This is a genomic window from Nocardioides caldifontis (assembly GCF_008087345.1).
GTDB classification, from domain to species: domain Bacteria; phylum Actinomycetota; class Actinomycetes; order Propionibacteriales; family Nocardioidaceae; genus Marmoricola_A; species Marmoricola_A caldifontis.
The window spans coordinates 793,199-819,146 of sequence record NZ_VHIB01000001.1 but is presented as its reverse complement, the minus strand read 5'-3'; the positions used below and the strand labels follow the sequence as shown (position 1 = coordinate 819,146).

At 72.2% G+C, this 25,948-nt stretch carries 26 protein-coding genes and 1 tRNA gene; 8 read left to right on the top strand and 19 right to left on the bottom strand.

All coding sequences use genetic code 11. The features are described from left to right. Complete coding sequence (locus FIP57_RS12015) at positions 1-1,206, top strand: pyridoxal phosphate-dependent aminotransferase (protein WP_148573715.1); 1,206 nt, start codon at positions 1-3, stop codon at positions 1,204-1,206. A gap of 283 nt (positions 1,207-1,489) precedes the next feature. Here the strand turns inward: FIP57_RS12015 and FIP57_RS12010 are convergent, their stop codons facing one another. Then, positions 1,490-2,575 carry a serine hydrolase domain-containing protein gene (locus FIP57_RS12010; protein WP_148573714.1) on the bottom strand — a complete coding sequence of 362 codons (1,086 nt, stop codon included), beginning with the start codon at positions 2,573-2,575 and terminating at the stop codon, positions 1,490-1,492. Positions 2,576-2,844: 269 nt separating this feature from the next. Here FIP57_RS12010 and FIP57_RS12005 point away from each other — a divergent pair, with 269 nt between their 5' ends. Further along, the gene (locus FIP57_RS12005; RefSeq protein WP_148573713.1) at positions 2,845-4,248 is read left to right on the top strand and encodes an APC family permease; all 1,404 of its coding nucleotides are present in this window, start codon (positions 2,845-2,847) and stop codon (positions 4,246-4,248) included. Position 4,249: 1 nt separating this feature from the next. Continuing rightward, positions 4,250-4,723 carry a universal stress protein gene (locus tag FIP57_RS12000; RefSeq protein ID WP_148573712.1) on the top strand — a complete coding sequence of 158 codons (474 nt, stop codon included), beginning with the start codon at positions 4,250-4,252 and terminating at the stop codon, positions 4,721-4,723. Between the two features lie 17 nt (positions 4,724-4,740). Here the strand turns inward: FIP57_RS12000 and FIP57_RS11995 are convergent, their stop codons facing one another. From FIP57_RS11995 to FIP57_RS11980, 4 genes are all read right to left on the bottom strand, one after another. Further along, positions 4,741-6,135: a GntP family permease gene (locus tag FIP57_RS11995; protein WP_148573711.1), complete on the bottom strand. Its 1,395-nt coding sequence runs from the start codon at positions 6,133-6,135 to the stop codon at positions 4,741-4,743. Between the two features lie 162 nt (positions 6,136-6,297). Beyond that, positions 6,298-6,387 (bottom strand) — tRNA-Ser (locus FIP57_RS11990). A 38-nt stretch (positions 6,388-6,425) separates the two neighbouring features. Next, a complete protein-coding gene (gene tadA, locus FIP57_RS11985; protein WP_148574172.1) occupies positions 6,426-6,860 on the bottom strand; it encodes a tRNA adenosine(34) deaminase TadA in 435 nt (144 codons plus the stop codon). A 34-nt stretch (positions 6,861-6,894) separates the two neighbouring features. Next, positions 6,895-7,389, bottom strand: coding sequence for a tRNA adenosine deaminase-associated protein (locus FIP57_RS11980; RefSeq protein WP_148573710.1), 495 nt, complete (start codon positions 7,387-7,389; stop codon positions 6,895-6,897). A gap of 114 nt (positions 7,390-7,503) precedes the next feature. Between FIP57_RS11980 and upp the strand changes: the two genes are divergently transcribed. Continuing rightward, positions 7,504-8,145 (top strand): uracil phosphoribosyltransferase, encoded by a 642-nt coding sequence (gene upp, locus FIP57_RS11975; protein WP_148573709.1) that lies wholly within the window; start codon positions 7,504-7,506, stop codon positions 8,143-8,145. Positions 8,146-8,176: 31 nt separating this feature from the next. On the opposite strand, the gene FIP57_RS11970 is transcribed toward upp, so the two are convergent. The 7 genes from FIP57_RS11970 to FIP57_RS11940 form a co-directional block, all read right to left on the bottom strand. Beyond that, positions 8,177-9,553 carry an NAD(P)(+) transhydrogenase (Re/Si-specific) subunit beta gene (locus FIP57_RS11970; RefSeq protein WP_148573708.1) on the bottom strand — a complete coding sequence of 459 codons (1,377 nt, stop codon included), beginning with the start codon at positions 9,551-9,553 and terminating at the stop codon, positions 8,177-8,179. Beyond that, complete coding sequence (locus FIP57_RS11965) at positions 9,553-9,861, bottom strand: NAD(P) transhydrogenase subunit alpha part 2 (protein WP_148573707.1); 309 nt, start codon at positions 9,859-9,861, stop codon at positions 9,553-9,555. Before FIP57_RS11965 ends, FIP57_RS11970 begins: the two co-directional genes overlap by 1 nt. Continuing rightward, complete coding sequence (locus FIP57_RS11960) at positions 9,861-11,024, bottom strand: Re/Si-specific NAD(P)(+) transhydrogenase subunit alpha (RefSeq protein ID WP_148573706.1); 1,164 nt, start codon at positions 11,022-11,024, stop codon at positions 9,861-9,863. The genes FIP57_RS11965 and FIP57_RS11960 overlap by 1 nt, the downstream gene beginning before the upstream one ends. 54 nt (positions 11,025-11,078) lie before the next feature. Next, positions 11,079-11,723 carry a class I SAM-dependent methyltransferase gene (locus tag FIP57_RS11955; protein WP_148573705.1) on the bottom strand — a complete coding sequence of 215 codons (645 nt, stop codon included), beginning with the start codon at positions 11,721-11,723 and terminating at the stop codon, positions 11,079-11,081. A gap of 6 nt (positions 11,724-11,729) precedes the next feature. Next, on the bottom strand, positions 11,730-12,365 hold the full coding sequence (locus FIP57_RS11950) for an ACT domain-containing protein (RefSeq protein WP_420846693.1): 636 nt from the start codon (positions 12,363-12,365) through the stop codon (positions 11,730-11,732). 98 nt (positions 12,366-12,463) lie between these two features. Further along, positions 12,464-13,054, bottom strand: a complete 591-nt coding sequence (gene thpR, locus FIP57_RS11945; protein ID WP_148574171.1) for an RNA 2',3'-cyclic phosphodiesterase — start codon at positions 13,052-13,054, stop codon at positions 12,464-12,466. 25 nt (positions 13,055-13,079) lie between these two features. Then, positions 13,080-15,278, bottom strand: coding sequence for an MMPL family transporter (locus tag FIP57_RS11940; protein WP_148573703.1), 2,199 nt, complete (start codon positions 15,276-15,278; stop codon positions 13,080-13,082). 105 nt (positions 15,279-15,383) lie between these two features. Here FIP57_RS11940 and FIP57_RS11935 point away from each other — a divergent pair, with 105 nt between their 5' ends. Beyond that, on the top strand, positions 15,384-16,136 hold the full coding sequence (locus FIP57_RS11935; RefSeq protein ID WP_148573702.1) for a TetR/AcrR family transcriptional regulator: 753 nt from the start codon (positions 15,384-15,386) through the stop codon (positions 16,134-16,136). Here FIP57_RS11935 and purB read toward each other — a convergent pair. Continuing rightward, entirely contained in the window at positions 16,133-17,548 is a 1,416-nt protein-coding gene (gene purB, locus FIP57_RS11930; RefSeq protein ID WP_148573701.1) for an adenylosuccinate lyase, read from the bottom strand. The two genes, FIP57_RS11935 and purB, sit on opposite strands and share 4 nt — an antisense overlap. Continuing rightward, positions 17,545-18,786, bottom strand: a complete 1,242-nt coding sequence (purD, locus tag FIP57_RS11925) for a phosphoribosylamine--glycine ligase (RefSeq protein WP_148573700.1) — start codon at positions 18,784-18,786, stop codon at positions 17,545-17,547. Before purD ends, purB begins: the two co-directional genes overlap by 4 nt. A 248-nt stretch (positions 18,787-19,034) precedes the next feature. On the opposite strand from purD, the gene FIP57_RS11920 reads away from it, so the two are divergent. After that, positions 19,035-19,460 (top strand): YybH family protein, encoded by a 426-nt coding sequence (locus FIP57_RS11920; protein ID WP_148573699.1) that lies wholly within the window; start codon positions 19,035-19,037, stop codon positions 19,458-19,460. Between the two features lie 89 nt (positions 19,461-19,549). On the opposite strand, the gene FIP57_RS11915 is transcribed toward FIP57_RS11920, so the two are convergent. Then, entirely contained in the window at positions 19,550-20,836 is a 1,287-nt protein-coding gene (locus FIP57_RS11915; protein WP_148573698.1) for an adenylosuccinate synthase, read from the bottom strand. 132 nt (positions 20,837-20,968) lie between these two features. On the opposite strand from FIP57_RS11915, the gene FIP57_RS11910 reads away from it, so the two are divergent. Further along, positions 20,969-21,892, top strand: a complete 924-nt coding sequence (locus FIP57_RS11910; protein WP_238993418.1) for a diacylglycerol/lipid kinase family protein — start codon at positions 20,969-20,971, stop codon at positions 21,890-21,892. A 9-nt stretch (positions 21,893-21,901) separates the two neighbouring features. On the opposite strand, the gene FIP57_RS11905 is transcribed toward FIP57_RS11910, so the two are convergent. Both FIP57_RS11905 and fbaA read right to left on the bottom strand, forming a co-directional pair. Further along, positions 21,902-22,315, bottom strand: a complete 414-nt coding sequence (locus tag FIP57_RS11905; RefSeq protein WP_148573697.1) for a DUF3151 domain-containing protein — start codon at positions 22,313-22,315, stop codon at positions 21,902-21,904. After that, positions 22,315-23,355, bottom strand: a complete 1,041-nt coding sequence (gene fbaA / locus FIP57_RS11900) for a class II fructose-bisphosphate aldolase (protein ID WP_148573696.1) — start codon at positions 23,353-23,355, stop codon at positions 22,315-22,317. The genes FIP57_RS11905 and fbaA overlap by 1 nt, the downstream gene beginning before the upstream one ends. A 166-nt stretch (positions 23,356-23,521) precedes the next feature. Here fbaA and FIP57_RS11895 point away from each other — a divergent pair, with 166 nt between their 5' ends. Beyond that, a complete protein-coding gene (locus FIP57_RS11895) occupies positions 23,522-24,502 on the top strand; it encodes an HDOD domain-containing protein (RefSeq protein WP_162529786.1) in 981 nt (326 codons plus the stop codon). 81 nt (positions 24,503-24,583) lie between these two features. On the opposite strand, the gene FIP57_RS11890 is transcribed toward FIP57_RS11895, so the two are convergent. Both FIP57_RS11890 and FIP57_RS11885 read right to left on the bottom strand, forming a co-directional pair. After that, on the bottom strand, positions 24,584-25,228 hold the full coding sequence (locus tag FIP57_RS11890) for a TrmH family RNA methyltransferase (RefSeq protein ID WP_148574169.1): 645 nt from the start codon (positions 25,226-25,228) through the stop codon (positions 24,584-24,586). A gap of 38 nt (positions 25,229-25,266) precedes the next feature. Beyond that, entirely contained in the window at positions 25,267-25,938 is a 672-nt protein-coding gene (locus FIP57_RS11885) for a DedA family protein (protein ID WP_148573694.1), read from the bottom strand. Positions 25,939-25,948: the final 10 nt, after the last annotated feature.

Genomic DNA, 25,948 nt, shown 5'->3' with positions numbered 1-25,948 from the left:
ATGGCACGAGAGACGCCCGCGGCACCGACCTCGGGGGCCCGCTTCGCCGTCGCCTCGCGCGCGGACGTCCCGCCCTTCCACGTCATGGACCTGCTGGCCCTGGCCCACGAGCGGCAGCGCACCCACGGCGACCTGCTCAACCTCGTCGCCGGGCAGCCGTCCACCCCCGCTCCCCGGGCGGTCCGCGAGGCGGCGGTGCACGCCCTGGACAACGACGTGCTCGGCTACACCGAGGCGATCGGCATCCCCGAGCTCCGCGAGGCCGTCTGCGGCCACCATGCCCGGGTCCACGGCCTCGACGTGGCGCCGGAAGACGTGGTGGTGACGACCGGCTCCTCCGGCGGGTTCCTGCTCGCCTTCCTCGCCGCCTTCGAGGTCGGCGACCGGGTGGCGATCGCGCGGCCCGGATACCCCTGCTACCGCAACGTGCTCACCGCGCTCGGGTGCGAGGTCGTCGAGCTGCCCACCGGCCCGGAGTCGCGGTTCCAGCCGACCGTGGCGATGCTCGAGGAGCTCGACCGGCCCGTCGCCGGGCTGGTCGTGGCGAGCCCCGCCAACCCGACCGGGACGATGCTCGCGCCCGACGAGCTCGCGGCACTCGCCCGGTGGTGCGAGGAGCACGGGGTGCAGCTGATCAGCGACGAGATCTACCACGGCATCACCTACGCGGGTTCCGGCACGGTGGCGCAGTCCTCGGCCTGGGAGACGTCGCGCGAGGCGGTCGTCTTCAACTCGTTCTCGAAGTACTTCTCGATGACCGGGTGGCGGCTGGGCTGGATGCTGGTGCCGCCCCGGCTGCGAAGGGCCGTGGACGTGCTCACCGGCAACTTCTCGATCTGCCCGCCGGTCCTGGCCCAGCGGGCAGCCGTCGCCGCCTTCGGGCAGGACGCCTACGACGAGTGCGACGGCCACGTCGCCCGCTACGCGCGCAACCGCGAGGTGCTCCTCGACGGGTTGCGCCGGCTCGGCATCGACCGGCTGGCGCCGGCCGACGGCGCCTTCTACGTGTACGCCGACGTCGGTCACCTCACCGACGACACGATGTCCTGGTCGCGCACGCTGCTCGCGCAGACCGGCGTGGCGCTCGCCCCCGGGATCGACTTCGACACCGCGGACGGCGACCGGTTCGTGCGGCTGTCGTTCGCCGGCCACGAAGCCGAGGTGGTCGCCGCCCTCGAGCGGCTGGATCGGTGGCTCCCCGGGTAAAAACCGACGGAAACCGACGCCTGTTCGGGGGCTGCTCCACGACACTGGTTCCACGCCCGCACTCCCGGTGGGCGAGGGCAACCGGTCGCTCTTCCGTGCCCGACCCGTTCTCCCAGTGCGCCCCGGCGCGCTTCGGGTCCCCAGAGCCGGCGCGCACCGCGGACCCGTCCCCGGTCGCCGCGCCACGGCGGGCGCCCCGGACACGTCGGGGCGCCCACCGGCTTGCCCTCACGGGCCTGGCGCGCGCCAGAGCGGCGCCGTGACTCAGAGTGGCGTCCGCGACTCAGAGCGGCGGGAGGCCGAGCACCTCGCGGAGCGCCCCCTCGAGCCGGTCGCCCCGGTCGTGGTCGCCGACGTGCCCGGTGAGGAACGCGATCGCGTAACCGCCCACCTCGCTCCACCAGCCGAAGCTGCCGCCCAGCCCGCCCATGCCGAACCCGTCCGGGTCGAGCGCCACACCGAGCCCCCACGTCGTCGGCCCGCCGATGACGAGGTCCTCGTCCTCGACGCCCGTGACGAGCTCGCGTCGTACCGCATCGGACAGCAGGGTGCCGCGGCCGAGGGCGACGTGGAACCCGGCGACCGCCCGGGCGGTCCCGTGGCCGTTGACCGCCGGGATCTCGGCCCGCCGCCACCGCTCGGAGTTCACGACGGCGGGGTCGAGCAGCCCGGGCGGGTTGCCCACCGCCCGCGCGTACAACGGCGGTCGTCCCTCCCCCACGCTGCGGAGCTCGTCGCCGAACCCGGTCAGCTCGGCAACCCGGGCCAGCTCGGCGTCGGCGAGCCCCACGTGGAAGTCGAGGTCGAGCGGCCCGCACACCTCCTCGGCGAGGAACCGGCCGAGCGGGCGCCCGTCCACCCGGCGCACCACCTCGCCGAGCAGGTGGCCGTAGAACAGCGCCGACTCCCCCGCCGCGGTCCCCGGCTCCCACGCCGGCTCCTGGGCCGCGAGGCTCGCGCAGAGCCGGTCCCAGTCGTAGAGCGCCTCCTCGGGCAGCGGCTCGTCGAGCAGCACCAGCCCCGACCGGTGGGCGAGCAGCTCGCGGACGGTCGTCGCCGCGCGCAGCTCCGGCCAGTACGTCGCCACCGGCTCGTCGAGCGCGACCAGCCCCCGGTCCACGAGCAGCAGGACGCAGACGGCGGCGAACGGCTTGGTGACGGAGTACGGCATCACGAGGGTGTCCCGCTGCCACGGCCGGGTCCGGGCGGCGTCGGCCCACCCGCCCCAGAGGTCGACGACCCACTCCCCGTCGTGCCGGACCGCGAGCGAGGCGCCGGTGCCGGGGTGACCCTCCACCACCTCCCGGAACGCCGCCTCGACCGGGGCGAAGCGGGGCGCGACGGTGCCGCCGCCGGGCGTCCCGCTCACGCGCGCCCCAGCCCGGCGAACCTCCTGCGGGACACCACGTGGTCGTCGACGACGAGCACCTCGACAGGGTCGGTCACGATCCCCTCCTCCACCGTCGCCCACCCCGACGGGTGCGGTGAGTCTAGGCGAGGCAGGGCTGTCGTCGAACCGCCCCTCGTGGCGCGCTGCACCGGCCGGCCGGAGCCGGACCCGCACCCGGGTCCGGCTCCTCGTCGTTTCACCACCGTCCGGCTCGGGTATTCCTGCCGCGACTCTGACGGAGGCGGACGATGACCGACGTGGCCGAGCAGCGCACCGTCCCGCACGACGGGGACCTGAAGCGCTCCATCACCGGACGGTTGCTCTTCTTCTACGTCCTCGGCGACGTCCTGGGCTCCGGAATCTACGTGCTGATCGGGTTGGTGGCGGGTGCCGTCGGCGGCGCGTTCTGGGTCGCCTTCGCCGTCGGGGTGACGGTCGCGACCGTCACCGGCCTCGCGTACGCCGAGCTCGCGACCAAGTACCCCCGGGCCGCCGGCGCCGCGCTCTACGTCAACCGGGCCTTCGGCAACACCACGCTCACGTTCATGGTGACGGTGTTCATGCTGGCCGCGGTGTTCGCCGCCGCAGGTTCCCTGGCCACCGGCTTCGCGGCGTACTTCAACGAGGTCTGGGAGCTGCCGCCCCTCCTGCTGGTGTCGCTGGTCTTCCTGGTGCTCCTGGCGCTGGTGAACTACCTCGGCATCACCGAGTCGGTCGTCGCGAACATGCTGATGACCTTCGTCGAGGTGGCCGGGTTGCTGATCGTGATGGTCATCGGCGTCTGGCACGTGGTCGAGGGCGGCGCAGACTTCGGGACGCTCACCAACTTCGAGGCCTCCGACACCAACCCGGTGCTCGCGATCATCGCCGGCGTCGCGCTGGCGTTCTTCGCGATGACGGGGTTCGAGAACGCCGTCAACGTCGCGGAGGAGACCGTCGACCCCGCGCGCAGCTTCCCCCGCGCACTCGTGGGCGGGATGATCGCTGCTGGCGTCATCTACGTTCTTGTCGCAATGACAGCAGCGCTGACCGTGCCGATCGACACGCTGGCGGAGTCCGACGCCGCGCTGCTCGAGGTCGTCGAGGCCGGGATCCTGCCGATCTCGGTCACCTTCATGGCCACGTTGTTCGCCTGCATCGCGATGGTGGCGATCACCAACACCACCCTGGTCTCGGTGGTGACGCAGTCGCGGATCCTCTACGGGATGGCGAAGGAGGACGTCGTGCCCGGCGTCTTCGCCAAGGTGCACGCCAGCCGGCGCAGCCCCTGGGTCGCGCTGATCTTCTCGGCCGTGGTGGTCTGCTCGCTGCTCGTGATCGGCAAGCTCCTCAACGAGGCCGGGGTGGGCGTCGACGTGGTCGGGCGGCTCGCGACGGTCACGGTGGTCTTCGTCCTCTTCATCTACGCGCTGGTCATCTTCGCGGCGATCAAGCTGCGTGGCCAGGACGAGGACGGCGAGACGTTCACCGCGCCGACCTGGTTGCTGCTGGTCGGGCTGGTGGCCAACCTCGTGCTGCTCGGCTACGTGGTGTACGACGACCCGCACTCGCTCTACTGGTGCGGCGGGCTCGTCGCGGTGGGCGTGGTGCTGTTCCTCATCGAGTACGGCTTCGGCAAGCGGGACCGGGGCAACACCGTGACGGAGGCGTGAGATGCACGTGATCGTGGCGACCGACGGGTCGAAGCAGTCGCTGGCGGCGGCGAAGTACCTCAAGAAGCTGGGCGACCCTTCGTTGATCACCGACGTCTCGGTCATCGCCGTCGTACGACCGCTGGCCCCGGTGGGGTTCGCGGACGACCTCACCGAGCCCCGACCACGAGCCGGTGAGCCGAAGTTCGCCTCGTTCCGCGAGGCCGCCGAGCACGCCGTGCAGGTCGTCGCCGACGCGCTCAGCGGCTGGGGTCCCAAGGTGCACAAGCGGATCCGCAGCGGCTCGCCGGCCAACGAGCTGATCAAGGCGGCCACGCAGCTCGATGCCGGGCTGATCGTGGTGGCCAGCGGCAGCCGCGGCATCAGCGAGACGGTGCTGATGGGGAGCACTGCCCAGCGGGTGCAGCAGTACGCACCCTGCCCGGTGCTCGTCGTCCGGCCTGCCCCCAGGAAACGGGCCGCCCGGAGGCGGTGACCCGACCGGAGGGTCGGCTAGGCGACCACCCACAGCCCCGCCGCGAGCGCGAAGGCGGTCAGCCCCAGGGTCGTCTCCATGACGGTCCACGTCGCGAGCGTCGTCTTCAGGTCGAGGTCGAAGAACCGGTTGACGAGCCAGAACCCCGAGTCGTTGACGTGGGAGAGCACCGTCGCTCCTGCGGCGATCGCGATGACCAGCAGGGCGACCTTGAAGTCGCTGAGCTCCGCCGCGGTGACGGCCGGGGCGATGAGCCCGCCGGCCGTGGTCAGCGCCACGGTCGCCGACCCCTGCGCCACCCGGAGCAACGTGGCGATCACGAACGCCTGCACCACCAGCGACATCCCGAGCCCGGACAGGCTGTCGCTGAGGGCTGCCCCGATGCCGCTGAGCTCCAGGACGCCACCGAACATCCCGCCGGCACCGGTGATCAGGATGATCGCGCAGATCGGCCCCAGCGCGTTGTCCAGGATGCCGCTGACGGTCGCCATCGACGCGTTCGGCCGGCCGAGCACGAAGACTGCGACCAGCACCGTGATCAGCAGCGCCACCGGCGTGAACCCGAGCAGCCCGAGCGCCTCGGCCCACCCCTCGCCCTCGTCGATGGTTCCTGCGGACTCCAGCGTGCTGATCACGGTGTCGAACGAGATCAGCACGAAGGGGATGAGCAGCAGCCCCAGGACGGTGGGGAAGGACGGCGGTCTGTCGCCGAGGTTGTCGCCCTCCTCCTTGCCGCCGTTGACCTCACCGAGGACGAAGTCGGGGAGCGCCACGTCGAACCGTCGGCCGAGGACGCGGGAGACCAGGTAGACGCCTACGTACCACGCGAGGACCGCCACCGGGACGCCGACGAGCAGCGTCATGCCCACGCTGCCCTCCAGGATCGTCGCCGCGGCCACCGGACCCGGATGCGGCGGGACGATCGCGTGCATCGCGGCGAACGCCCCGGCAGCCGGCAGCGCGTAGAACAGCAGGGAGCCTCCGAACCGTCGCGCCACCGTCAGGATGATCGGCAGGAAGACGACCAGCCCCGCGTCGAAGAAGATCGGGAAGCCGAACAGCAACGCGGCCACGCCGAGGGCCAAGGGCGCCCGCTTCTCGCCGAACCTGCCGATCAACGTGTCCGCCAGGACCTGGGCACCCCCGGTGACCTCGAGGAGCCGCCCCAGCATCACGCCGAAGGCGACCAGCAGCGCCACCGATCCCAACGTGTCGGCGAAGCCGAACATCAAGGCGTCGGGCACGTCGGCGAGCGGGAACCCGACGACGACCGCGGTGACCACGCTGACCAGCACCAGCGCGACGAACGCGTGGAGCTTCACCAGCATGATCAGGACCAGGAGCAGCGCCACCGCACCGGCCGCGATGAGGAGCAGGACAGCGGTGCCGTACTTCGGATCGATCGCTTCCACGAGCAGCGTCCTCACGGTCGGGTTCCCGGAGCCCCCCGGGCGTCACCGCCACCATGCCCGCCGGTGACGGACCGGGCAACCTTCCCGGCCGCGCCACCCGCAGAGCCGGAAAGAGCAACGATGCCCCGGGACACCTGTCAACGGTGTCCCGGGACATCGCAATGGCGGTGGCGGAGGGATTTGAACCCTCGGTGGGCTTTCACCCACAAACGCTTTCGAGGCGTTCTCCTTAGGCCGCTCGGACACGCCACCGCCGACGAGGGTACTAGAGGGGCGGGGCGCCGGAGAAATCAGCCCCGGTGGCCGTCGAAGAACTCCAGCAGCAGCGCCGTGGACTCCTCGGCGAGCACCCCACCCAGCACTTCCGGCCGGTGGTTGAGCCGCCGGTCGCGGAGGACGTCCCACAGGCTGCCCACGGCGCCGGCCTTCTCGTCGTACGCCCCGAACACCAGGCGCGCGACGCGTGACAGTCCGACGGCGCCGGCGCACATCGTGCAGGGCTCGAGGGTGACCAGCAGCGTGCACCCCTCGAGCCGCCAGCTGCCGAGCGTGACCGCGGCCTCGCGGAGCGCGACGACCTCGGCGTGGGCGGTCGGGTCGGCGTCGGCCTCGCGCCGGTTGCGGCCCCGCCCGACGACGGTGTCGGCCGGGTCGAGCACGACGGCGCCGACCGGGACGTCACCGGTCGCGAGCGCGGCGCGCGCCTCGTCGAGCGCGATGCGCATCGGCACCGCCCAGCGGTCGGGGATCACCGCCGGGTCAGGTGATCGGCACGCCGACGGTCTCCTCGTACAACGCGCCGAAGCCCAGCTTGTGCGCGATGTCGCCGAGGATCTCGTCCGGGTACAGGTCGTAGTCGTCGAGCAGCGCGCCCATGTCCATCGCCGGCAGCCCGAGGTCGGCCACGATCCCGAGGTCGCCCGCCGGGAGCTGCTCGTCCTCGTCGTCCGGCATCGGCAGCTCGAGGGTCTCGACGACCGACCGGGCGATCGGCCACTCGGTCGCGGCGGTGACGTCCGAGAGCAGCACCCTGGTCTGGTCCCCCGCGACCCGCACCAGCACGAAGAAGTCCTCGTCGATCGAGACCAGCCCCAGCGAACCGAAGTCGCCGGGCCAGCGCCGTAGCTCGGCGGTGAGCGCCTCGAGGTCGTGCAACCGGTCCTCGCCGATCTCCTCGATCCGCCAGACACCCTCTTCGCGGTAGGCGACCAGGGCGAAGTCGACCGCCTCGCTCCCCTGGGAGACCTCGGTCATCAGTCCTCCTGACAGCGCAGCCCGGCGCGGCACCGTGTCGCGTGTCGATCATGGCACCGACCGGGGAGGCGATCCAGGGGGTTCTCGCGAGCGCAGGCCGGATAGCGTGAGCCCATGCGCGTTCACGTGGTCGACCACCCCCTCGTCTCGCACAAGCTGACCACGCTCCGGGACGAGCGGACCGACTCCCCGACCTTCCGCCGGCTCGCCGACGAGCTGGTGACGCTGCTGGCCTACGAGGCCACCCGCGACGTGCGGGTCGAGCCGGTCACGGTCACCACCCCGGTCTCGCCCGCCTCCGGGGTGCGGCTGGCCGTCCCGAAGCCGCTCGTGGTCCCGATCCTCCGCGCCGGGCTCGGGATGCTCGAGGGGATGATGCGGCTGCTGCCCACCGCGGAGGTCGGGTTCCTCGGGATGGTCCGCAACGAGGAGACCCTCGAGGCCGCGACGTACGCCGAGCGGCTGCCGGAGGACCTCTCCGGGCGCCAGTGCTACGTCCTCGACCCGATGCTCGCCACCGGCGGCACGCTCGCCGCGGCGATCCGGTTCCTCACCGACCGCGGCGCCGACCACATCACCGCGATCTGCCTGCTCTCCGCTCCCGAAGGGTGCAAGCGGCTCGAGGACGACCTGCAGGGGCTCGACGTCCCCGTGACGGTCGTGACCGCCGCGCTCGACGACCACCTGAACGAGAAGGGGTACATCGTGCCCGGGCTCGGTGACGCCGGGGACCGGTTGTACGGCCTCGCCCACTGACGGGTCCTTCTCCCGAGCGGCGCGAGCCGGATCAGAGGGTCTCGACGGCCTTGAGCAGCTTGCCGAGCGAGTCCTTGGCGTCCCCGAAGAGCAGGGTGGTCTTCGGGTCGAAGAGGAGCTCGTTCTCGATCCCAGCGAACCCGGGCCGCATGGAGCGCTTCATGAAGACGATCTGCTCGGCCTCGTCGGCGTTGAGGATCGGCATCCCGTAGATCGGGGCGCCGGGGGTGGTCTTCGCGGCCGGATTGACGACGTCGTTCGCGCCGACGACCAGCACGACGTCGGTGTGCTTGAACTCGCCGTTGATGTCGTCCATCTCGACGAGCTGCTCGTAGGGCACCTGCGCCTCGGCGAGGAGGACGTTCATGTGCCCGGGCATCCGGCCGGCGACGGGGTGGATGGCGTAGTCGACCTTCGCGCCGCGGGCGATCAGCAGGTCCACGAGCTCGCGGAGGGTGTGCTGCGCCTGCGCGACCGCGAGGCCGTAGCCCGGGACGATGATCACCCGGGACGCGTAGGCGAGCAGGATCGCGATGTCCTCCGGCCCGGCGGACTTCACCGGCCGGTCGGACGCCTCGCCGGCCCCGAGGGTCGACCCGCCCTTGAGGGCGCCGAAGAGGATGTTCGCCACCGACCGGCCCATCGCCCGCGCCATCAGCAGCGTGAGGAACGTGCCGGAGGCGCCGACGAGCGTGCCGCCGACGAGCAGCACGGTGTTGGCGAGGATGTAGCCGCCCGCGGCCACGGTCAGACCGGTGAAGGCGTTGAGCAGCGAGATCACGATCGGCACGTCCGCGCCGCCGACCGGCAGCACGAGCAGCACACCGAACGCGAGGCCGACCAGGCAGAGCACCACACCGAGCGGCACCGAGGCGTCGGTGACGACCAGCACCGAGAGGGCGAGCGCGCCGAGCACCAGCGCCCCGAAGACGACGGGCAGGCCGGGGAAGACCACCGGCCGCGAGGTCATCAGCTCCTGGAGCTTGGCGAAGGTGATCAGCGAGCCCGAGAAGGAGATCGAGCCGACCACGATCGTGAAGGCGGTCGCGGCGAGGTCGAACCCGGGGGTGACCCCGTCGACCATGTGCTCGAGCTCGAGCAGCGCGACGAGCGCCGCCGCCCCACCGCCGACGCCGTTGAACAGCGCCACCATCTGCGGCATCTGCGTCATCTGGACCTTGCGGGCCCCGAAGACGCCGCCGACCGTGCCGACCACGATCGCGAGCAGGATGAGCGGGATGTGGTCGAGCCCCTCGACGTAGAAGAAGGGCAGCGCGCAGGCGACGACCGCGGCAGCGGCGCCGATGAGGTTGCCCGCCCGGGCGGTGCGCGGACCGGAGAGCCCCTTGAGCGCGAGGATGAACCCGACGGCGCAGAGCAGGTAGACCAGCTGGACCCAGGTGGGCATCAGACGTCCGCTCCCTTCCGCGGCGCCGGCTTCTTGCGCGTGAACATCTGGAGCATCCGGTCTGTCACCACGAACCCGCCGACCATGTTCACCGTCGCCAGCACGATCGCCACCAGCCCCACGACCAGCGCGAGGGTGGAGTCGGTCGTCCCGGTGACCAGCACGGCCCCGAGCAGGATCACGCCGTGGATCGCGTTGGCCCCGGACATCAGCGGGGTGTGCAGCGTCGAGGAGACCTTGGAGATCACCTCGATGCCGACGAACACGCTGAGCACGAAGATCGTCAGCCAGACGATGCCTTCGTCCATCAGTTCCCTCCCTCGTCCGGTTCGATCGGTGCGGGACCGGGCGGGTCCGGCTCGAGCAGCTGCCGCGTCGGCTCGTGCAGGATCGCGCCGTCGCGGGTCACGCAGCAGCCGACGACGATCTCGTCCTCGAAGTCGGGGTCGAACGTGCCCTCGCGGGTCATCAACGTGACCAGGTTGACGATGTTCTGCGCGTAGAGCCGCGACGCGGGCTGCGGCATCTGGGACGGCACGTTGCTGCCACCCCACACCTGCGCGTGGCCGATGCGGACCACCTCGCCCGCCACGGAGCCCTCGACGTTGCCGCCGGACTCCGCGGCGAGGTCGACCACGACCGACCCCGGCCGCATCTGCTCGACCATGTCGGCGGTCACCAGCAGCGGCGCGGTGCGTCCCGGCACGGCGGCGGTGGTGATCAGGGCGTCGGCCGCCGCGATGTACGGCGCCAGGAGCTCGCGCTGGCGCTGGGCGCGGTCCTCGGTCATCTCGCGGGCGTAGCCGCCGGCCCCCTCGAGCGTCTCGAGCTCCAGGTCGATCGACTGGCCGCCCACGGAGCGGATCTCCTCGGCGGCCGCGGCGCGCACGTCGTAGGCCTTCACGACCGCACCGAGCCGGCGGGCGGTGGCGATGGCCTGGAGCCCGGCGACCCCCGCCCCGAGCACCACGACCTCGGCGGGCGGGACGGTGCCGGCGGCGGTCATGTTCAGCGGGAAGAACCGGCGGAGCATCCCGGCGGCGACCACGGCGCACCGGTAGCCGGACACCAGCGACTGCGAGGACAGCGCGTCCATCGACTGCGCCCGGCTGATCCGGGGCACGAGCTCCATCGCGAACGACGTGACCCCGGTGTCGCGCAGGTCGGCGACGAGCTCGGGCACCTGCGTCGTCGGCAGGAACGAGACCACCGACGTCCCCGCGGGCAGCCGGCGGACCGTGCCGCTGTCGAGCGGGTTCACGGACACGATGAGGCCGGCCCCGTCGAGCGCGGTGTCGCTGACCTCGGCCCCGGCGGCGGCGTACTCGTCGTCGTAGTGCTGCGCGTGCTCGCCGGCCCCCGTCTCGACCGCGACCTCGTAGCCGAGCCCGGTGAGCTTGCCGACCAGCTCGGGCACGATCGCGACGCGGGCCTCGCCCGGCCGTGACTCCCTGGCAACCGCAATCTTCACGTGCCGAAACCTAGGGCACGCGACCGACGGAGTTCGGGAGGTGAGACGTCTGTCTCAGGAAACCGGTCCGCGACGGTCGGTCCGGCGGGCGTGCACGCTGACCGCGTAGCCGCCCCCGTCGTACGGCGTGGCGTCCCAGCCGGCGTGCCGCGTGACGAGCTCCAGGCCGGCCGAGCCGCAGGCCTCGTCGTACGCCGCGAGGGTCACGACCGGCCCTCCGGTCGGGAGGTGCTCCTCGTCGAGGCCGAACCCGCAGACCACCCGTCCTCCGGGCCGGAGGTGGTCGGCCAGCCGGGCGACGGCGACCGGGAGCGCGGACGGGTCGATGAACGGGACCACGTTGCCGGCCAGCACGACGAGGTCGAACCGGCGGCCGAGGTCGAGGGCGCCGAGGTCCGCGACCACCCAGGTCAGCTCGGGGCGCTCGGCCCGGGCGACCTGGACCATCGCGGCGTCGACGTCGACGCCCACGACGTCGAAGCCGAGGTCGGCCAGCCGGGCCGCGACGCGGCCGGTGCCGCACCCCGCGTCGAGGACGGAGGAGCCCGGCGCGAGCAGTCCGGCGACGTACGCCGCCTCGCCGTGCACGTCCTCCCCGGCGGCGGCGATCCGGGCGAAGTGGCCGGCGTAGCCGCGCGCGTAGTCCTCGCCCTGGGTCGCCCGGGCGACGCGTCGCCAGACCTCACCGGGCTCGGGCACGCGGGCTCAGCCGGCCTGGGAGATCGTGACCGCCAGCGCGGCGAGGTGGCCGAGCCGGGCCACCTCGGAGTCGAGGATCGCCGGGCCACCGCGGCGCCCGATCACCACGATGCCGCCGTCGTGGACGGGCGCCCCGGCCACCTCGTTGTCGTGGAGCTGCACCCAGGAGGGGTCGACCTCCAGCCGGGCGGCGCGCTCGAGCGGGAACCAGACCGCCTGCTCGTCACCGAGGTCGGGCGCAGCGGAGGTGGCGTGCACCTGCTTGAGCCCCGAGCCGGTCGGGGCCAGCCGCACGCCCCAGTCGGCGCGGAAGGTGATCGGCAGGTGGTCGACCAGCTCGTCGAGGGCGAGCGTCGGGTTGAGGGTCAGCTGCTCGACGACCTCGAGGTCGAGGAAGACGTTCCCGCCCGCCGCGTAGCGCGAGACCCACAGGACGTGGACGCCGTCGAGCATGTTGCAGGCCGAGACCACGGAGTCGGGCATGACGCCAGGGGCCATCTCGAGGAGCACGTCGTCGACGGCGGTGCCGTCGTGGCGGTGCTCGACGATCTCGATCGCCTCGATGTCACCGCCGGCCTCACCGATGGCGGTCGCGACGCGACCCAGCGAACCGGGGACGTCGGGCAGTTCCACCCTCAACAGGAACGGCACGTCGGCTCCACCCTCCGCGTCGCGATCAGGTCCGTCCCCGGACCGACGGGGACCCCACGACTCTAACCCCCGGACGTGAACCTCGCGTTTCAGCCGGACGGCTCCCGGGGCTCCTCCGCGCCCCCGCCGAGGGCGAACTCTGCGACGGTCTCGTAGCGCGGCCGACCGCCCGGCCCCTCCCCCAGGAACGACTGCACCAGCACCATCTCCTCCACCTGGAAGGGACGGCTCAGGTACGCCGACAGCACCCGGATCCAGCGGGTCGCCTCGATCGGCCGGCTCATCCGGGCAAGCGTCACGTGCGGCCGGAACGCCGAGCCGTCGACCGGAGCCCCGGCCTTCCCCGCGGCCGCCCGGGCCCCGGCGGCCAGCCGGCGCAGCTCCTCCAGCGCGTCGGGCTCGCCGGCCACGCCGGCGTACAGCACCTTGGCCCGGCCGACGTTCGGGAACGCACCGCCGCCGCCGAGGCTGACCGTGAACGGCGTGCGCTTGCGGCCGGCGCGGGTCAGCCGCTCCACGAGGTCGTCGTACGCACGGTCGGGGACCGAGGCCATGAAGGCGAGCGTGAGGTGCCAGCTCTCCGGCCGCGTCCACCGCAGGGCCTCGGCCTCGCGCCGCGGGGCGAGGAACTCCTCGAGCTCCTCGAGCACGTCCTCGGGTGGGACCACCGCCACGAACATCCGCACCCGGCCACCCTAGGTGGGCTCAGACCGGCTCCGGGAGCCGCTCGGGCTCCCGGACGACCGGCGGCTCCTCGCGGAAGCCGTACCGCTCCCACCAGCGGCGCAGCGGCCCCGGGGCCCACCAGTTGGCCCGGCCGAGCAGCTTCATCGTCGCCGGCACCAGAAGTGCCCGCACCACGGTGGCGTCGACGAGGAGCGCGACGAGCATGCCGATGCCGATGAGCTTCATGAACACGATCCCGGAAGTGCCGAAGGCGCCGATGACGACCGCGAGCAGCAGGGCGGCGCTGGTGATGATCCGCCCGGTCTTCTGCAGCCCCACGGCGACCGACCGGGTGTTGTCGTGGCTGCGGTCCCACTCCTCGCGGACACGGGAGAGCAGGAACACCTCGTAGTCCATCGACAGCCCGAAGAGGATCGCGAGCATGAGGATCGGCTGGGTGGCGTCCAGGAACCCCTGGGACTCGAAGCCGAGGACGCTCTCGAGGTGGCCGTCGGAGAAGATCCAGGTCACCACGCCGAACGAGGCGGTGATCGACAGGACGTTCACCAGCACCGCCTTGAGCGGGAGCACCACCGAGCCGAACGCCAGGAAGAGCAGCACCAGCATCACCGCGACGACGATCAGCCCCATCCACGGCAGGTGCGCGCCCACGGAGTCGAGGAGGTCGACGGTGCTCGCGGCGAGCCCACCGACGAGCATCGAGCCCTCGGCCGGCTCGACGTCGCGGATCCGCTCGACGACGGCCTGCGACGCCTCGGTCTGGCTGTTGCCGGTCCAGGACGCCTGGAGCAGCGCGGCGCCGTCGTCCTGCGCGACCACCGCCACCGCCTCGACGCCCTCGACCGCCTCGACCTGCGCGGCGACGTCCCGGACGGTCGCCTGGTCGGCGCCGCGGAGCAGCACGTTGGCCGTGGACTGCTCGGCGCCGAACTCCTGCGCGAGCCGTTCGGCGGCGACCCGCGAGGGCGCGTCCTCGGGGAGGACCCGGTAGTCGACGCTGCCCCACTTGACGCCGAGGAACGGTGAGGCGACCAGGAGCAGCGCGCCGGTGACGACGACCAGGTAGGTGCCGGGGCGGCGCATCACGCTCCGCGCCAGCCGGGCCCAGGCGCCGTGCTCCTCCGCGATGTGCTCCGCGACGTGCTCCCCGGCGGCGTGCTTGTTGGTCGACCGGCGGCCGGGCAGCCGGACCCGGCCGGCGTCGATCCGTCGGCCGAGCAGCCGCAGGGTCGCGGGGAGGACGGTCAGCGCGGTCACCATCGCGACGAGGACGGCCGCCATCCCGCCGTACCCCATGGAGCGGAGGAAGCTCTGCGGGAACACGAGCAGCGAGGCCAGCGCGGCGGCGACCGTCAGCCCGGAGAAGAGCACGGTCCGGCCGGCCGTGACCATCGTCGTGCGGACGGCGTCGGCCACCGCGTCCGGGTCGTCGGGGTCGCGGCGGCCGAGCTCCTCACGGAACCGGCTGATCACGAACAGCGCGTAGTCGACCGCCAGCCCCAGCCCGATCAGCGTGATCACGTTGATCGAGAAGACCGACACCTCGGTCACCTCGGCGATCAGCCGCACGACCGCGAGCCCGCCGAGCACCGAGAACACCCCGACCAGGACCGGCATGCCGGCGGCGACCAGACTGCCGAAGATCAGCAGCGACAGCAGCAGCACGATCGGCAGCGACAGGGTTTCCGCCCGCCGGAGGTCGTGCTCGCTGATCTCGTTGACGTCTCCGTACACCGCGAACGAGCCGGCCAGGTCGGTGCGGAGATCCTCGGCCTCCAGCGCCGGCTCGACCCGCTCCCAGCTGCTGAGCACCTCGTCCTGGCTGTCGCCGGCGAGCGAGATGACGACGCGGGTGGTGTCGCCGTCGCGGCTGACGAGGTCCCGCGCCCCGGTGTCGTAGTAGGTGGTGACCGACGACGTCGTCCCGTCGGGGATCCGGCCGACCGCGTCGAGGACGGCGCTGCGGAACGCCGGGTCGGTGACGCGGAGCTCGTCGCTGGAGTACACCGCGACCACGTCGGCGGAGCGGTTGCCGAACAGCTCCTGCTCGGCGTCGCGCTCGATGCTCGACTCGCTCGCCGGGTCGTCGAAGCCGCCCTGGGACAGCGAGTCGAACACCCCCGCGCCGTAGGCACCGGCGGCCAGGAGGGCCACCACCCCGAGAACGACCACGCTCAGCGCGCGACGTGCGACGAACGATCCCCAACGCTCCAACATCCCGACCTCCGCACCGTGCGTTAATGCCCATCACTCGTGTTAACGGCGTAAACAGTGAACACTGTAAACTCGAACGACGTCAACACCCTTTCTCGAAGGAGGACCGTGACGGCGACACCGGTGAGCCGGCGTGAACGGCAACGGCTGGCGACCCTCGACGAGATCGTGCGCGCCTCCCGGTCGCTGCTCCGCGAGCCCGGCGGGCTCACCCTGCGGGCGGTGGCGCAGAAGGTCGGGATGACCGCGCCGGCGCTGTACCGGTACGTCGACGACTACCGGGCGCTGGTCCGGCTGATCACGCGCGACATCGACCGCGAGACCGCGGCCCTGATCCGGGCGGCCCGGGACAGCCAGCCGGAGGACGACCCGGCGGCCAGGATCATCTGCGCCGGCATCGCGTTCCGGCGCTGGGCGCTCGCGAACCGCGCCGAGTTCGCGCTCGTCTTCGCGAACCCGTCGTCGACGGCCGAGGACCACGCCGAGATGATGGCCGACGAGGAGACCGCCGTCGTCTTCCACGAGATGGTGTGGCAGCTGTGGCAGAAGCACCGCTTCCCGCTGCCCGACCCCGCGTCGCTCGACCCGCTGGTCCTCGAGATCGTCGAGGACCCGATGATCCCCGGCAAGCTCGACGGGATCCCCGAGGAGGCCCGGACGCTGACCTGGCTGCTGATCCAGTCGTGGGCCCGGCTGTACGGCACCGTGACGCTCGAGGTGTTCGGCCACTGCGACCCGCGGGTCATCGAGAGCGCGTCGTTGTTCCGGTCGATGCTGGCGGGGCAGGCGGAGCTGTTCGGCATCACCGACGAGCTGCCGCGGCTCGCGCCGCTCGTCGAGGAGTGGCTCGCGGAGCGCTAGAGGATCGAGCCCGGGGAGTACGCCGCGTCGTCGGGGTACCGCTCGACCACCTGCTCGACCCGGCGTACGACGGAGCGGACCTGGTCGACGGCCGCGCCGGTGAAGGTGATCGGCTCCGCGACCAGCGACGCGATCTGCTCCTCGGTGAGCCCCAGCGACTCGTCACGCGCGAGCCGGGCGAACACGTCGTTGTCACCACCCTGGCGCATGTCGAGGGCCGCACCGACCGCCGCGGTCTTGATCGCCTCGTGGGCGGTCTCGCGGCCGACACCGTTGCGCACCGCGGCCATCAGCACCTTGGTCGTGGCGAGGAACGGCAGGTACCGGTCGAGCTCGCGCTGCACCACGGCCGGGAAGATCCCGAACTCGTCGAGCACGGTGAGGAAGGTCTGGAAGAGCCCGTCCGCGGCGAAGAACGCGTCCGGCAGCGCCACGCGTCGTACGACGGAGTCCGAGACGTCGCCCTCGTTCCACTGGTCCCCGGCGAGCTCGCCGACCATGGAGAGGTGGCCGCGCAGGACCACGGCGAGCCCGTTGACCCGCTCGCACGAGCGGCTGTTCATCTTGTGCGGCATCGCGCTGGAGCCGACCTGACCCTCCTTGAACCCCTCGGTGACCAGCTCGATGCCGGCCATCAGCCGGATCGTGGTGGCGAGGTTCGAGGGGCCGGCGACCAGCTGCACCAGGGCGGAGACCACCTCGAAGTCCAGCGACCGCGGGTAGACCTGGCCGACGCTGGTCAGCACGTTGTCGAAGCCGAGGTGGGCGGCGACCCGCTCCTCGAGCTGCTGCAGGCGGTCCGCGTCGCCGTCGAGGAGGTCGAGCATGTCCTGCGCGGTGCCGACCGGCCCCTTGATCCCCCGCAGCGGGTAGCGCGCGACCAGCTCCTCGATCCGGGCGAACGCGACCAGCATCTCGTCGGCGACCGTCGCGAACCGCTTGCCCAGCGTCGTCGCCTGCGCGGCCACGTTGTGCGACCGGCCGGCCATCACCAGCGCCTCGTGCTCGGAGGCGAGCCGGGCCAGCCGGGCGAGCGCGGCAACGGCGCGGCCACGGATGATCCTGAGGGAGGAGAGCACCTGCAGCTGCTCGACGTTCTCCGTCAGGTCGCGGGAGGTCATCCCCTTGTGCACGTGCTCGTGGCCGGCGAGCGCGCAGAACTCCTCGATGCGCGCCTTCACGTCGTGACGGGTCACCCGCTCGCGCGCCGCGATGCTCTCGAGGTCGACCTGGTCGACGACCTTCTCGTAGGCCTCGACGACGCCGTCCGGCACGTCGATCCCCAGGTCCCGCTGAGCCTTGAGGACCGCGATCCAGAGACGGCGCTCGAGAATGATTTTGTGTACAGGTGACCAGATCTCGGCGAGGTCGGCGCCGGCGTACCGGGTGGCGAGGACGTTGGGGTGGGTCACCGGGTCGCCTCCAGCGCGATGTCGGTGCGGTGGTGGGCGCCGTCGAAGTGGATCCGGGCCACGCCGGCGTAAGCACGGTCCCGGGCGTCGGTGAGGTCGTCGCCCACGGCGGTGACCGCGAGCACCCGGCCGCCGGCGGTGACCAGCCCCGCGTCGGTGAGCGCCGTGCCGGCGTGGATCACGTCGACGCCGTCGAGCGCCTCCGCGTCCCCGATGCCGGTGATCACGTCGCCCTTGCGGGGGCTCTCCGGGTAGCCCTGCGCGGACATCACCACGGTCACCGCGGCGCCGCCGTTCCAGCGCGGCGGCGCCACCTCTGCGAGACGGCCGTCGGCCGCGGCCTTGAGCAGCACGCCGAGCGGCGAGGCCAGCCGCTGCAGCAGTGCCTGCGTCTCCGGGTCGCCGAACCGGGCGTTGAACTCGACGACGCGGACGCCCTTCGACGTGAGGGCGAGGCCGGCGTACAGCAACCCCTGGAACGGCGCCCCGCGACGAGCCATCTCGCGGACGGTCGGCTCGAGGACGCGTTCGGTCACCTCGGCGACCAGCCCGTCGGGCGCCCAGGGCAGCGGCGTGTAGGCGCCCATCCCCCCGGTGTTCGGCCCGGCGTCGCCGTCCAGCGCGCGCTTGAAGTCCTGCGCCGGCTCCAACGGCCGCACGGTGGCGCCGTCGGTGATCGCGAAGAGCGAGACCTCGGGGCCGTCGAGGTACTCCTCGAGCACGACCCGCCCGCACGACTTGGCATGCTGCAGGGCGACCTCGCGGTCCTCGGTCACCACGACGCCCTTGCCGGCGGCGAGCCCGTCGTCCTTCACGACGTACGGCGCCCCGAAGGAGTCGAGCCCCGCGGCGACCTCCTCGTCGGTGTCGCAGACCCGGCAGAGCGCCGTGGGGACACCGGCAGCCGCCATGACCTCCTTGGCGAACGCCTTCGACCCCTCCAGCCGGGCGGCCTCCGCGCTCGGCCCGAAGCACGAGATCCCGGCCGCGCGTACGGCATCGGCGACGCCGGCGACCAGCGGCGCCTCCGGCCCGACGACGACCAGGTCGACGCCCAGCCTCGTGGCCAGCCCCGCGACCGCCGCGCCGTCCACCGGGTCGACGCGGTGGAGCGTCGCGACCCGGGCGATCCCCGGGTTCCCGGGGGCGGCGTGGACCTCGGTGACGTTCGGGTCCCGGGAGAGCGCCAGGGCCAGCGCGTGCTCCCGTCCGCCGGTGCCGATGACGAGCGTCTTCACAGGGCGCCACCCTAGTCGCCCGCCGGGCACGGACCCGGCGCCCGCCGTCCCTCGGACAGCGCCCCACCCCCGCCGACCCGTCGCATCTTCACCCCGATTTGGCGCCGACCCGTCGCATTTTCACCTGGATTTCCCGCCGACTCGTCGCATCTTCACGGCCAATCGGCGCCGAGCCGGTGCGTCGGGCCAGCACCCCCCGATGAGTCCGGTCCGCACGCGTCGTCGGAAGGGTGTCGAGAGGAGTCGCCGTGACCGGAGACGAGCAGGAGATCCGCGCGCTGGTGGAGACGTGGGTACGGGCGGTGCACGCCGGTGACTTGGCCACCGTCCTCGCCGACCACGCGGAGGACATCGTGATGTTCGACGTGCCCCCGCCGTACGACGGGGTCCGCGGGATCGCCGCCTACCGGGAGACGTGGCCGCCGTTCTTCGAGTGGCAGCGGTCAGGTGGGAGCTTCGAGCTGACCGAGCTCGAGGTCACCGCCGGGGACGAGGTCGCCTACGCGCACGCGCTGCTCCGCTGCGCGACGGAGGACGAGCTGAGGAGGAATCCCGACCTGCGGCTCAGGCTCACCCTGGGGCTGCGGAAGGAGGCGGGCAGCTGGGTGGTCGCGCACGAGCACCACTCGTTCCCGCTCGGGCAGGACGCGCCGGCTGAGGCTGATCCGGCGTGAAGATGCGACGGCTCGGCACCAAATCGGTTGAAGATGCGACGGCTCGGCACCAAATCGGTTGAAGATGCGACGGCTCGGCGCCGAGGGGGTCAGCGGAGCTGGATGGACTGCTCCCGGCCCGGGCCGACACCGACGCCCCAGAACGGCGCGCCGGAAAGCTCCTCGAGCCGCCGCACGTACGCCTGCGCGTTCGCCGGCAGCTCCTCGAAGGTGCGGCACCCGGAGATGTCCGACTTCCACCCCGGGAGGAACTCGTAGACCGGCTTGGCGTGGTGGAACTCGGTCTGCGTCATCGGCATCTCGTCGTGGCGGACGCCGTCGATCTCGTAGGCGACGCACACCGGGATCTGGTCCCACTCGCCGAGGCAGTCGAGCTTGGTGAGGAAGAACTCCGTGAGCCCGTTGACCCGGGCGGCGTACCGGGCGATGACGGCGTCGTACCACCCGCAGCGGCGCGGCCGCCCGGTCGTCGTGCCGAACTCGGCACCGACCTGGCGCAGCAGCTCGCCGTCCTCGTCGAGCAGCTCGGTGGGGAACGGCCCGGAGCCGACGCGGGTGGTGTACGCCTTGATGACGCCGATGATCCGGTCGATCCGGGTCGGCCCGATCCCGGCGCCCGCACCGACGCCGCCGGCGATCGGGTTGCTGGAGGTAACGAACGGATAGGTGCCGTGGTCGACGTCGAGCATCGTCGCCTGCGCGCCCTCGAACAGCACGGTCCGGCCGTCGTCGAGCGCCTTGTTCAGCACCAAGGATGTGTCGGCGACCATCGGCTTGAGCCGGTCGGCGTACTCCGCGATCTCGTCCAGGATCTCCTGCACGCTGATCGCCCGCCGGTTGTAGACCTTCACCAGCATGTGGTTCTTCGACTCCAGCGCCGCCTCGACCTTCGCGGCGAGGATCTTCTCGTCGAAGACGTCGGCGACGCGGACGCCGATGCGGTTGATCTTGTCGGCGTACGCCGGTCCGATGCCGCGTCCGGTCGTCCCGATCCGGTTCTTGCCGAGGAACCGCTCGGTGACCTTGTCGATCGCCGTGTGGTACGACGTGATCAGGTGCGCGCCCGCCGACACCAGCGTCCGGGAGGCGTTCACGCCGCGGGCCTCGAGCCCGTCGATCTCGGTGAAGAGCACGCGCGCGTCCATGACCACGCCGTTGGCGATCACCGGCGTGCAGCCGGGGGTCAGGACCCCGCTCGGCAGCAGGTGGGTGGCGAACTTCTCGCCGTCGACGACGATCGTGTGGCCGGCGTTGTTGCCACCCTGGTAGCGCACGCAGTAGTCGATCGCTCCGGGCCGGTCGGCACCGAGCAGGTCGGTCGCCTTGCCCTTGCCCTCGTCACCCCACTGGGCGCCGAGCACCACGATGGCGGGCATCCGCACTCCTCCTCACGGTGCAGCCAGGTCAACACGCGAAAGCCCCGAGGCTGCAACAGCAGGTCGGGGCTCTTGCGGCCACACGCTACCACCGGACGGGCCGGAGGTCCCGGTCCGGACTAGGGTCGCGGGGTGGACGACATCGTGCTCGTGGCCAACGCCAACGCCGGCACCCACGAGCAGGAGGCGCTCGCCGCCGCGCTCGAGGTGCTCCGGAAGGGCGCCTCCGTGGAGGTCGTCGAGACCAGCAGCCCCGACGAGCTCGACGAGGTCTGCGCCCGGCTCGACGGGCGGGTCCTGGTCGTCGCCGGCGGCGACGGCAGCCTCCACGCCGTCGTCAACGCGCTGCACCGTAGCGGGACGCTCCGCGGCACCCGGCTGGGGCTGGTCCCGCTCGGCACCGGCAACGACTTCGCCCGCGGGGTCGGGATCCCGCTCGAGCCGGAGCAGGCCGCGGAGGTGATCACGAGCGACAGGCTGGTGCCCGTGGACCTCGCCGTGGACGACGCCGGCACGGTCGTGGTCAACAACGCCCACCTCGGGGTCGGGGCGGAGGCGAGCCGGGCGGCGGACAAGTGGAAGCCGCGGCTCGGCCGGATCGGTTACGCGCTCGGCGCGCTCTCGGCCGGCTACGACCCGAAGTTCCTCAAGGTCACCGTGACCGTCGACGGCCGGGCGGTGGTCCGCCGGCGGCGGGTCGCCCAGGTCGCGATCGGCAACGGCTCGAGCGTCGGCGGCGGGACCGAGCTCATCCCCGGCGCCGACCCCGCCGACGGCGAGCTCGTGATCATCGTGTCGCGGGCGCGGGGCAGGCTGCGCCGGTTCGCGTACGTCGCCCGCCTCCGAACCGGCAAGCACCACCTGATGAGGGAGGTCGACCGGACCAGCGGCTGCGAGGTCGTCGTGGAGGGCGAGCCGTTCTACGTCATCTCCGACGGCGAGATCTCCGAGCAGCCCTTCCGCCGGCGCAGCTGGAAGCTCGAGGCCGGGGCGGTGCAGATGTACCTCCCCGAGCGCGAGCCACGGCCCGCCCCGGGGTCCACCCCGGCCGACTGAACCGAGGGCTCAGCCCAGCAGCGCGTCGTACGCCGTGGGGCTGGAGTCGCGCAGGAACGTGGCGCACCGCTCCGCCTCGGCGGTCTCGCCGATCGAGGCGGCCGCCTGCGAGAGCGCGGCGAGCGCCCTGAGGAACCCGCGGTTCGGCTCGTGCTCCCACGGGACCGGGCCGTGCCCCTTCCACCCGTTGCGGCGCAGCAGGTCGAGCGAGCGGTGGTAGCCCACGCGGGCATAGGCGTAGACCGTCAGCTCGTCGGCCCCGGAACCACGGGCCTCCTCGGCGAGGGTCGCCCAGGCGAACGGCGACTCCGGGTGGGCCCGCACGACGTCGCCGGTGGGCCGTCCCTCGGCGAGCTCGGCCGCCGCGGGGTCCTCCGGCAGGTGCGTCGGCGGGGGCCCCGCCATCAGGTCGGGTCCCGGCATCAGAGCTTGTGACCGGTCGAGCGGAGGTTCTCGCAGGCCTCGACGACCCGCGCGGCCATGCCGGCCTCGGCGGCCTTGCCCCACGCGCGGGGGTCATAGGCCTTCTTGCTGCCGACCTCGCCGTCGACCTTCAGCACGCCGTCGTAGTTGGTGAACATGTGCGCGGCCACCGGGCGGGTGAAGGCGTACTGCGTGTCGGTGTCGACGTTCATCTTCACCACGCCGTAGTCCACCGCGGCGGCGATCTCCTCGGCGGTGGAGCCCGAGCCGCCGTGGAAGACGAGGTCGAGCGGACGGGTGCCCGGGCCGAAGCCGGCGTCGGAGCCGTACTTCTCGACGATCGCCTCCTGCGCCTTCTCGAGGATCTCGGGGCGCAGCTTGACGTTGCCGGGCTTGTAGACGCCGTGCACGTTGCCGAAGGTCAGCGCGGTCATGTAGCGCCCCTTCTCACCGAGCCCGAGCGCCTCGACGGTCGCCAGCGCGTCCTCGGGGGTGGTGTAGAGCTTCTCGTCGATCGCGCCGACGATGCCGTCCTCCTCGCCGCCGACGACGCCCACCTCGATCTCGAGGATGATCTTCGCCTGCGCGCACTGCTCGAGCAGCTCGGCGGCGATCTGCAGGTTCTCCTCCAGGGGTACGGCGGAGCCGTCCCACATGTGCGACTGGAACAGCGGGTCCTGGCCGTTCTTCACCCGCTCGACCGACGCGGCGAGCAGCGGCCGGACGAAGCCGTCGAGCTTGTTCTTCGGGCAGTGGTCGGTGTGCAGCGCGATGTTGACCGGGTACTTCTTCGCGACCTCGGCGGCGTAGGCCGCGAACGCCAGCGAGCCGGTGACCATGTCCTTGACCGTGGGGCCGGAGAGGTACTCCGCGCCGCCGGTCGAGATCTGGATGATCCCGTCGCTCTCCGCCTCCGCGAAGCCGGCGAGGGCCGCGTTGAGGGTCTGCGAGGAGGAGACGTTGATGGCGGGGAACGCGAACGAGTCGCGCTTGGCCCGGTCCAGCATCTCCGCGTAGCTCTCCGGGGTCGCGATGGGCATGGTGGCGTCTCCTAGGGGGTCGGCGAACCGGCGCCGCCCACTCTAGTGGCCCCCACGGACACCCGCCCCGGGCCCCGGGCGCCGGGTAAAGGTTCGGCCAACCACTCAACCCGGGTCGCCGGCTGCCGATCACAGAGGTCGCGGACCAGCCACCGAGGAGGACCTGTTGGACGGCGCCCTGGCGACCACGCACCCCATCGACACGGGGGCCCCTGAGCAGGACGACAGCAACGTCGTCCCGGTCGAGCACACCCAGTCGGCGGTCATCGACCTGCGCGAGCTCCTCGACTCGGCCGAGCACCTCGGCGGGCTGCCGACGACGGTGACCCGGCTGGCCAGCGTGGTCAGCGACCCCGAGCACGAGATCCGCGACATCGTCGAGGTCGTCTCCTTCGACCAGTCCCTGACCGCGTCGGTGCTGCGCCGCGCGAACTCGGCGGCCCTCGGCTCCCGCGTCCAGGTGAAGACCGTCCGCGACGCCGCCATGTGGCTGGGCAGCGGCGCGGTCCTCTCCATGGCGCTGGCGACGAGCGTGTCACCGCGGCTGAGCGCGCCGATCCCGGCGTACGGCCTGGCGGAGGGGCAGCTGTGGAAGCAGTCGGTCGCCGCCTCGCTCGCCGCCGAGGCGATACGCAAGTTCGTCAAGGCCGACGTGCCGCCGGAGGCGCCGACCGCTGCGCTGCTCCACGACTTCGGCAAGGTCGTGCTCGCCCAGCACTACGGCCCCCGGGTGCTGAACCTGCTCGGCGCCGCCGCGGCCGCCGACCACCTCGGGCTGCTCGACGCCGAGAAGCGGGTCTTCGGCGTCAACCACGCCGACATCGGCGGGCTCGTCGCCCAGCAGTGGAAGCTGCCGCACTCGATCGTCGAGGCGATCATCCACCACCACCACACCGGCGCCCACACGAGCGTCGTCAGTGCGGTGGTCAGCCTGGCGCACGCCATGGTCCCCGACGTCCTGCAGCAGGCCGAGCTCATCGACCCGACGCAGCTCCCGATCCCGTGCGACCCCTCGCTCGACGACCCGGCCCGCACGCACGTCGAGGTGCTGACCGGGCTCGGGATCATGCCGGAGGAGTACCCGGCGCTGCTCGAGGCGGCGACCACGCGGTACGTCGAGCTCGCGGAGCGGTACCGGGCGGGCTGACCCGCGCCACGAGGGGCGGCTCGACACCACGGCCGCGCGCCACGAGGGGCGGCTCGACACCACGACCGCGTGCCCAGGACGTCAGCCGCGCCAGACGGAGTCGTCCGGCGCGGTCGGCAGGACATGCTGCACCACCCAGGTGTGCATGGCGATCGCCGCGGCCGCCGAGGCGTTGATCGACCGGGTCGACCCGAACTGCGCGATCGAGAACGTCCCGGTGCACGCCTCCCGCGCCGCGTCGGAGAGCCCCGGTCCCTCCTGGCCGAAGAGCAGGCAGACCCGCCGCGGCAGTGCCAGCGTCTCCAGCGGCACCGACCCCGGCAGGTTGTCGATCCCGTAGACCGGCACCCCCTCCTCGGCCATCGCCGCGGCCAACGACGCCACGTCCGGGTGGTGGCGCACGTGCTGGTAGCGGTCGGTGACCATCGCGCCGCGCCGGTTCCACCGACGCCGCCCGACGATGTGCACCTCGCGGGCGAGGAAGGCGTTGGCGGTCCGCACGATCGTCCCGATGTTGAAGTCGTGCTGCCAGTTCTCGATCGCGACGTGGAAGTCGTGGCGCCGGGCGTCGAGGTCGGCGACGATCGCCTCGAGCCGCCAGTAGCGGTAGCGGTCGACGACGTTGCGCCGGTCGCCCTCCGCGAGCAGCGCCGGGTCCCAGTGGTCACCGGAGGGCCAGGGCCCCTCCCACGGGCCGACGCCGACCTCCGCGGGGCCGTGCGGCATCGGGTCGTACGGCGCCCGCCGCTCGTCCGCGTCCACGGCTAGCGGGAGCGGCGGGTGGCCATGACCGAGCGCACCCTGTTGACCACGAACCAGCAGACGAACAGCACGACGAGCACGATCACGACGTTCTGGAACGTCCCGACGTACCCCTCGACCTTGTGCCACTGCTCGCCGAGCTGGTAACCGGCGACCACGAACGTGGTGTTCCAGATCAGGCTGCCCGCGGTCGTGAACAGGGTGAACTGGGCGAGCGGCATCCGCTCGATGCCGGCGGGGACCGAGATCAGGCTGCGGAAGATCGGGATCATCCGGCCGAAGAACACCGCCTTGCGGCCGTGCCGGCCGAACCACGCCTCGGTGCGCTCGAGGTCCTCGGTCTTCACGAGGGGCACCCGCTCCCACACGGCGTACATCCGGCGCCGGCCGAACGCGGCGCCGATGCCGTACATCAGCAGCGCCCCGACCACCGATCCGAGCGTCGTCCAGAAGATCGCCGAGGCCAGGGTGAAGTCGCCGCGGCTGGCGGTGAAGCCGGCCAGCGGCAGGATGATCTCGCTGGGCAGCGGTGGGAAGAGGTTCTCCAGCGCCACCGCGGCGCCGGCTCCGGGGCCGCCGGCCCGCTCCATGAGGTCGACCGCCCACCCGGCGATGCCGTCGAGCTCCTCACCACCGGAGGCCGCGAGGGGCGCGGTCAGTCGGGCGGCGTCCATGGGGCCCGAC

Coding starts and splice junctions, on each gene's coding strand:
- FIP57_RS12015 (WP_148573715.1), top strand. CDS start 1: ATGGCACGAGAGACGCCCGCGGCACCGACCTCGGGGGCCCGCTTCGCC.
- FIP57_RS12005 (WP_148573713.1), top strand. CDS start 2,845: ATGACCGACGTGGCCGAGCAGCGCACCGTCCCGCACGACGGGGACCTG.
- FIP57_RS12000 (WP_148573712.1), top strand. CDS start 4,250: ATGCACGTGATCGTGGCGACCGACGGGTCGAAGCAGTCGCTGGCGGCG.
- tadA (WP_148574172.1), bottom strand. CDS start 6,860: ATGCGCATCGCGCTCGACGAGGCGCGCGCCGCGCTCGCGACCGGTGAC.
- FIP57_RS11980 (WP_148573710.1), bottom strand. CDS start 7,389: ATGACCGAGGTCTCCCAGGGGAGCGAGGCGGTCGACTTCGCCCTGGTC.
- upp (WP_148573709.1), top strand. CDS start 7,504: ATGCGCGTTCACGTGGTCGACCACCCCCTCGTCTCGCACAAGCTGACC.
- FIP57_RS11970 (WP_148573708.1), bottom strand. CDS start 9,553: ATGCCCACCTGGGTCCAGCTGGTCTACCTGCTCTGCGCCGTCGGGTTC.
- FIP57_RS11965 (WP_148573707.1), bottom strand. CDS start 9,861: ATGGACGAAGGCATCGTCTGGCTGACGATCTTCGTGCTCAGCGTGTTC.
- thpR (WP_148574171.1), bottom strand. CDS start 13,054: ATGTTCGTGGCGGTGGTCCCACCCGAGGACGTGCTCGAGGAGCTCGAG.
- FIP57_RS11940 (WP_148573703.1), bottom strand. CDS start 15,278: ATGTTGGAGCGTTGGGGATCGTTCGTCGCACGTCGCGCGCTGAGCGTG.
- FIP57_RS11915 (WP_148573698.1), bottom strand. CDS start 20,836: ATGCCCGCCATCGTGGTGCTCGGCGCCCAGTGGGGTGACGAGGGCAAG.
- FIP57_RS11905 (WP_148573697.1), bottom strand. CDS start 22,315: ATGCCGGGACCCGACCTGATGGCGGGGCCCCCGCCGACGCACCTGCCG.
- fbaA (WP_148573696.1), bottom strand. CDS start 23,355: ATGCCCATCGCGACCCCGGAGAGCTACGCGGAGATGCTGGACCGGGCC.
- FIP57_RS11890 (WP_148574169.1), bottom strand. CDS start 25,228: ATGCCGCACGGCCCCGCGGAGGTCGGCGTCGGCCCGTGGGAGGGGCCC.
- FIP57_RS11885 (WP_148573694.1), bottom strand. CDS start 25,938: ATGGACGCCGCCCGACTGACCGCGCCCCTCGCGGCCTCCGGTGGTGAG.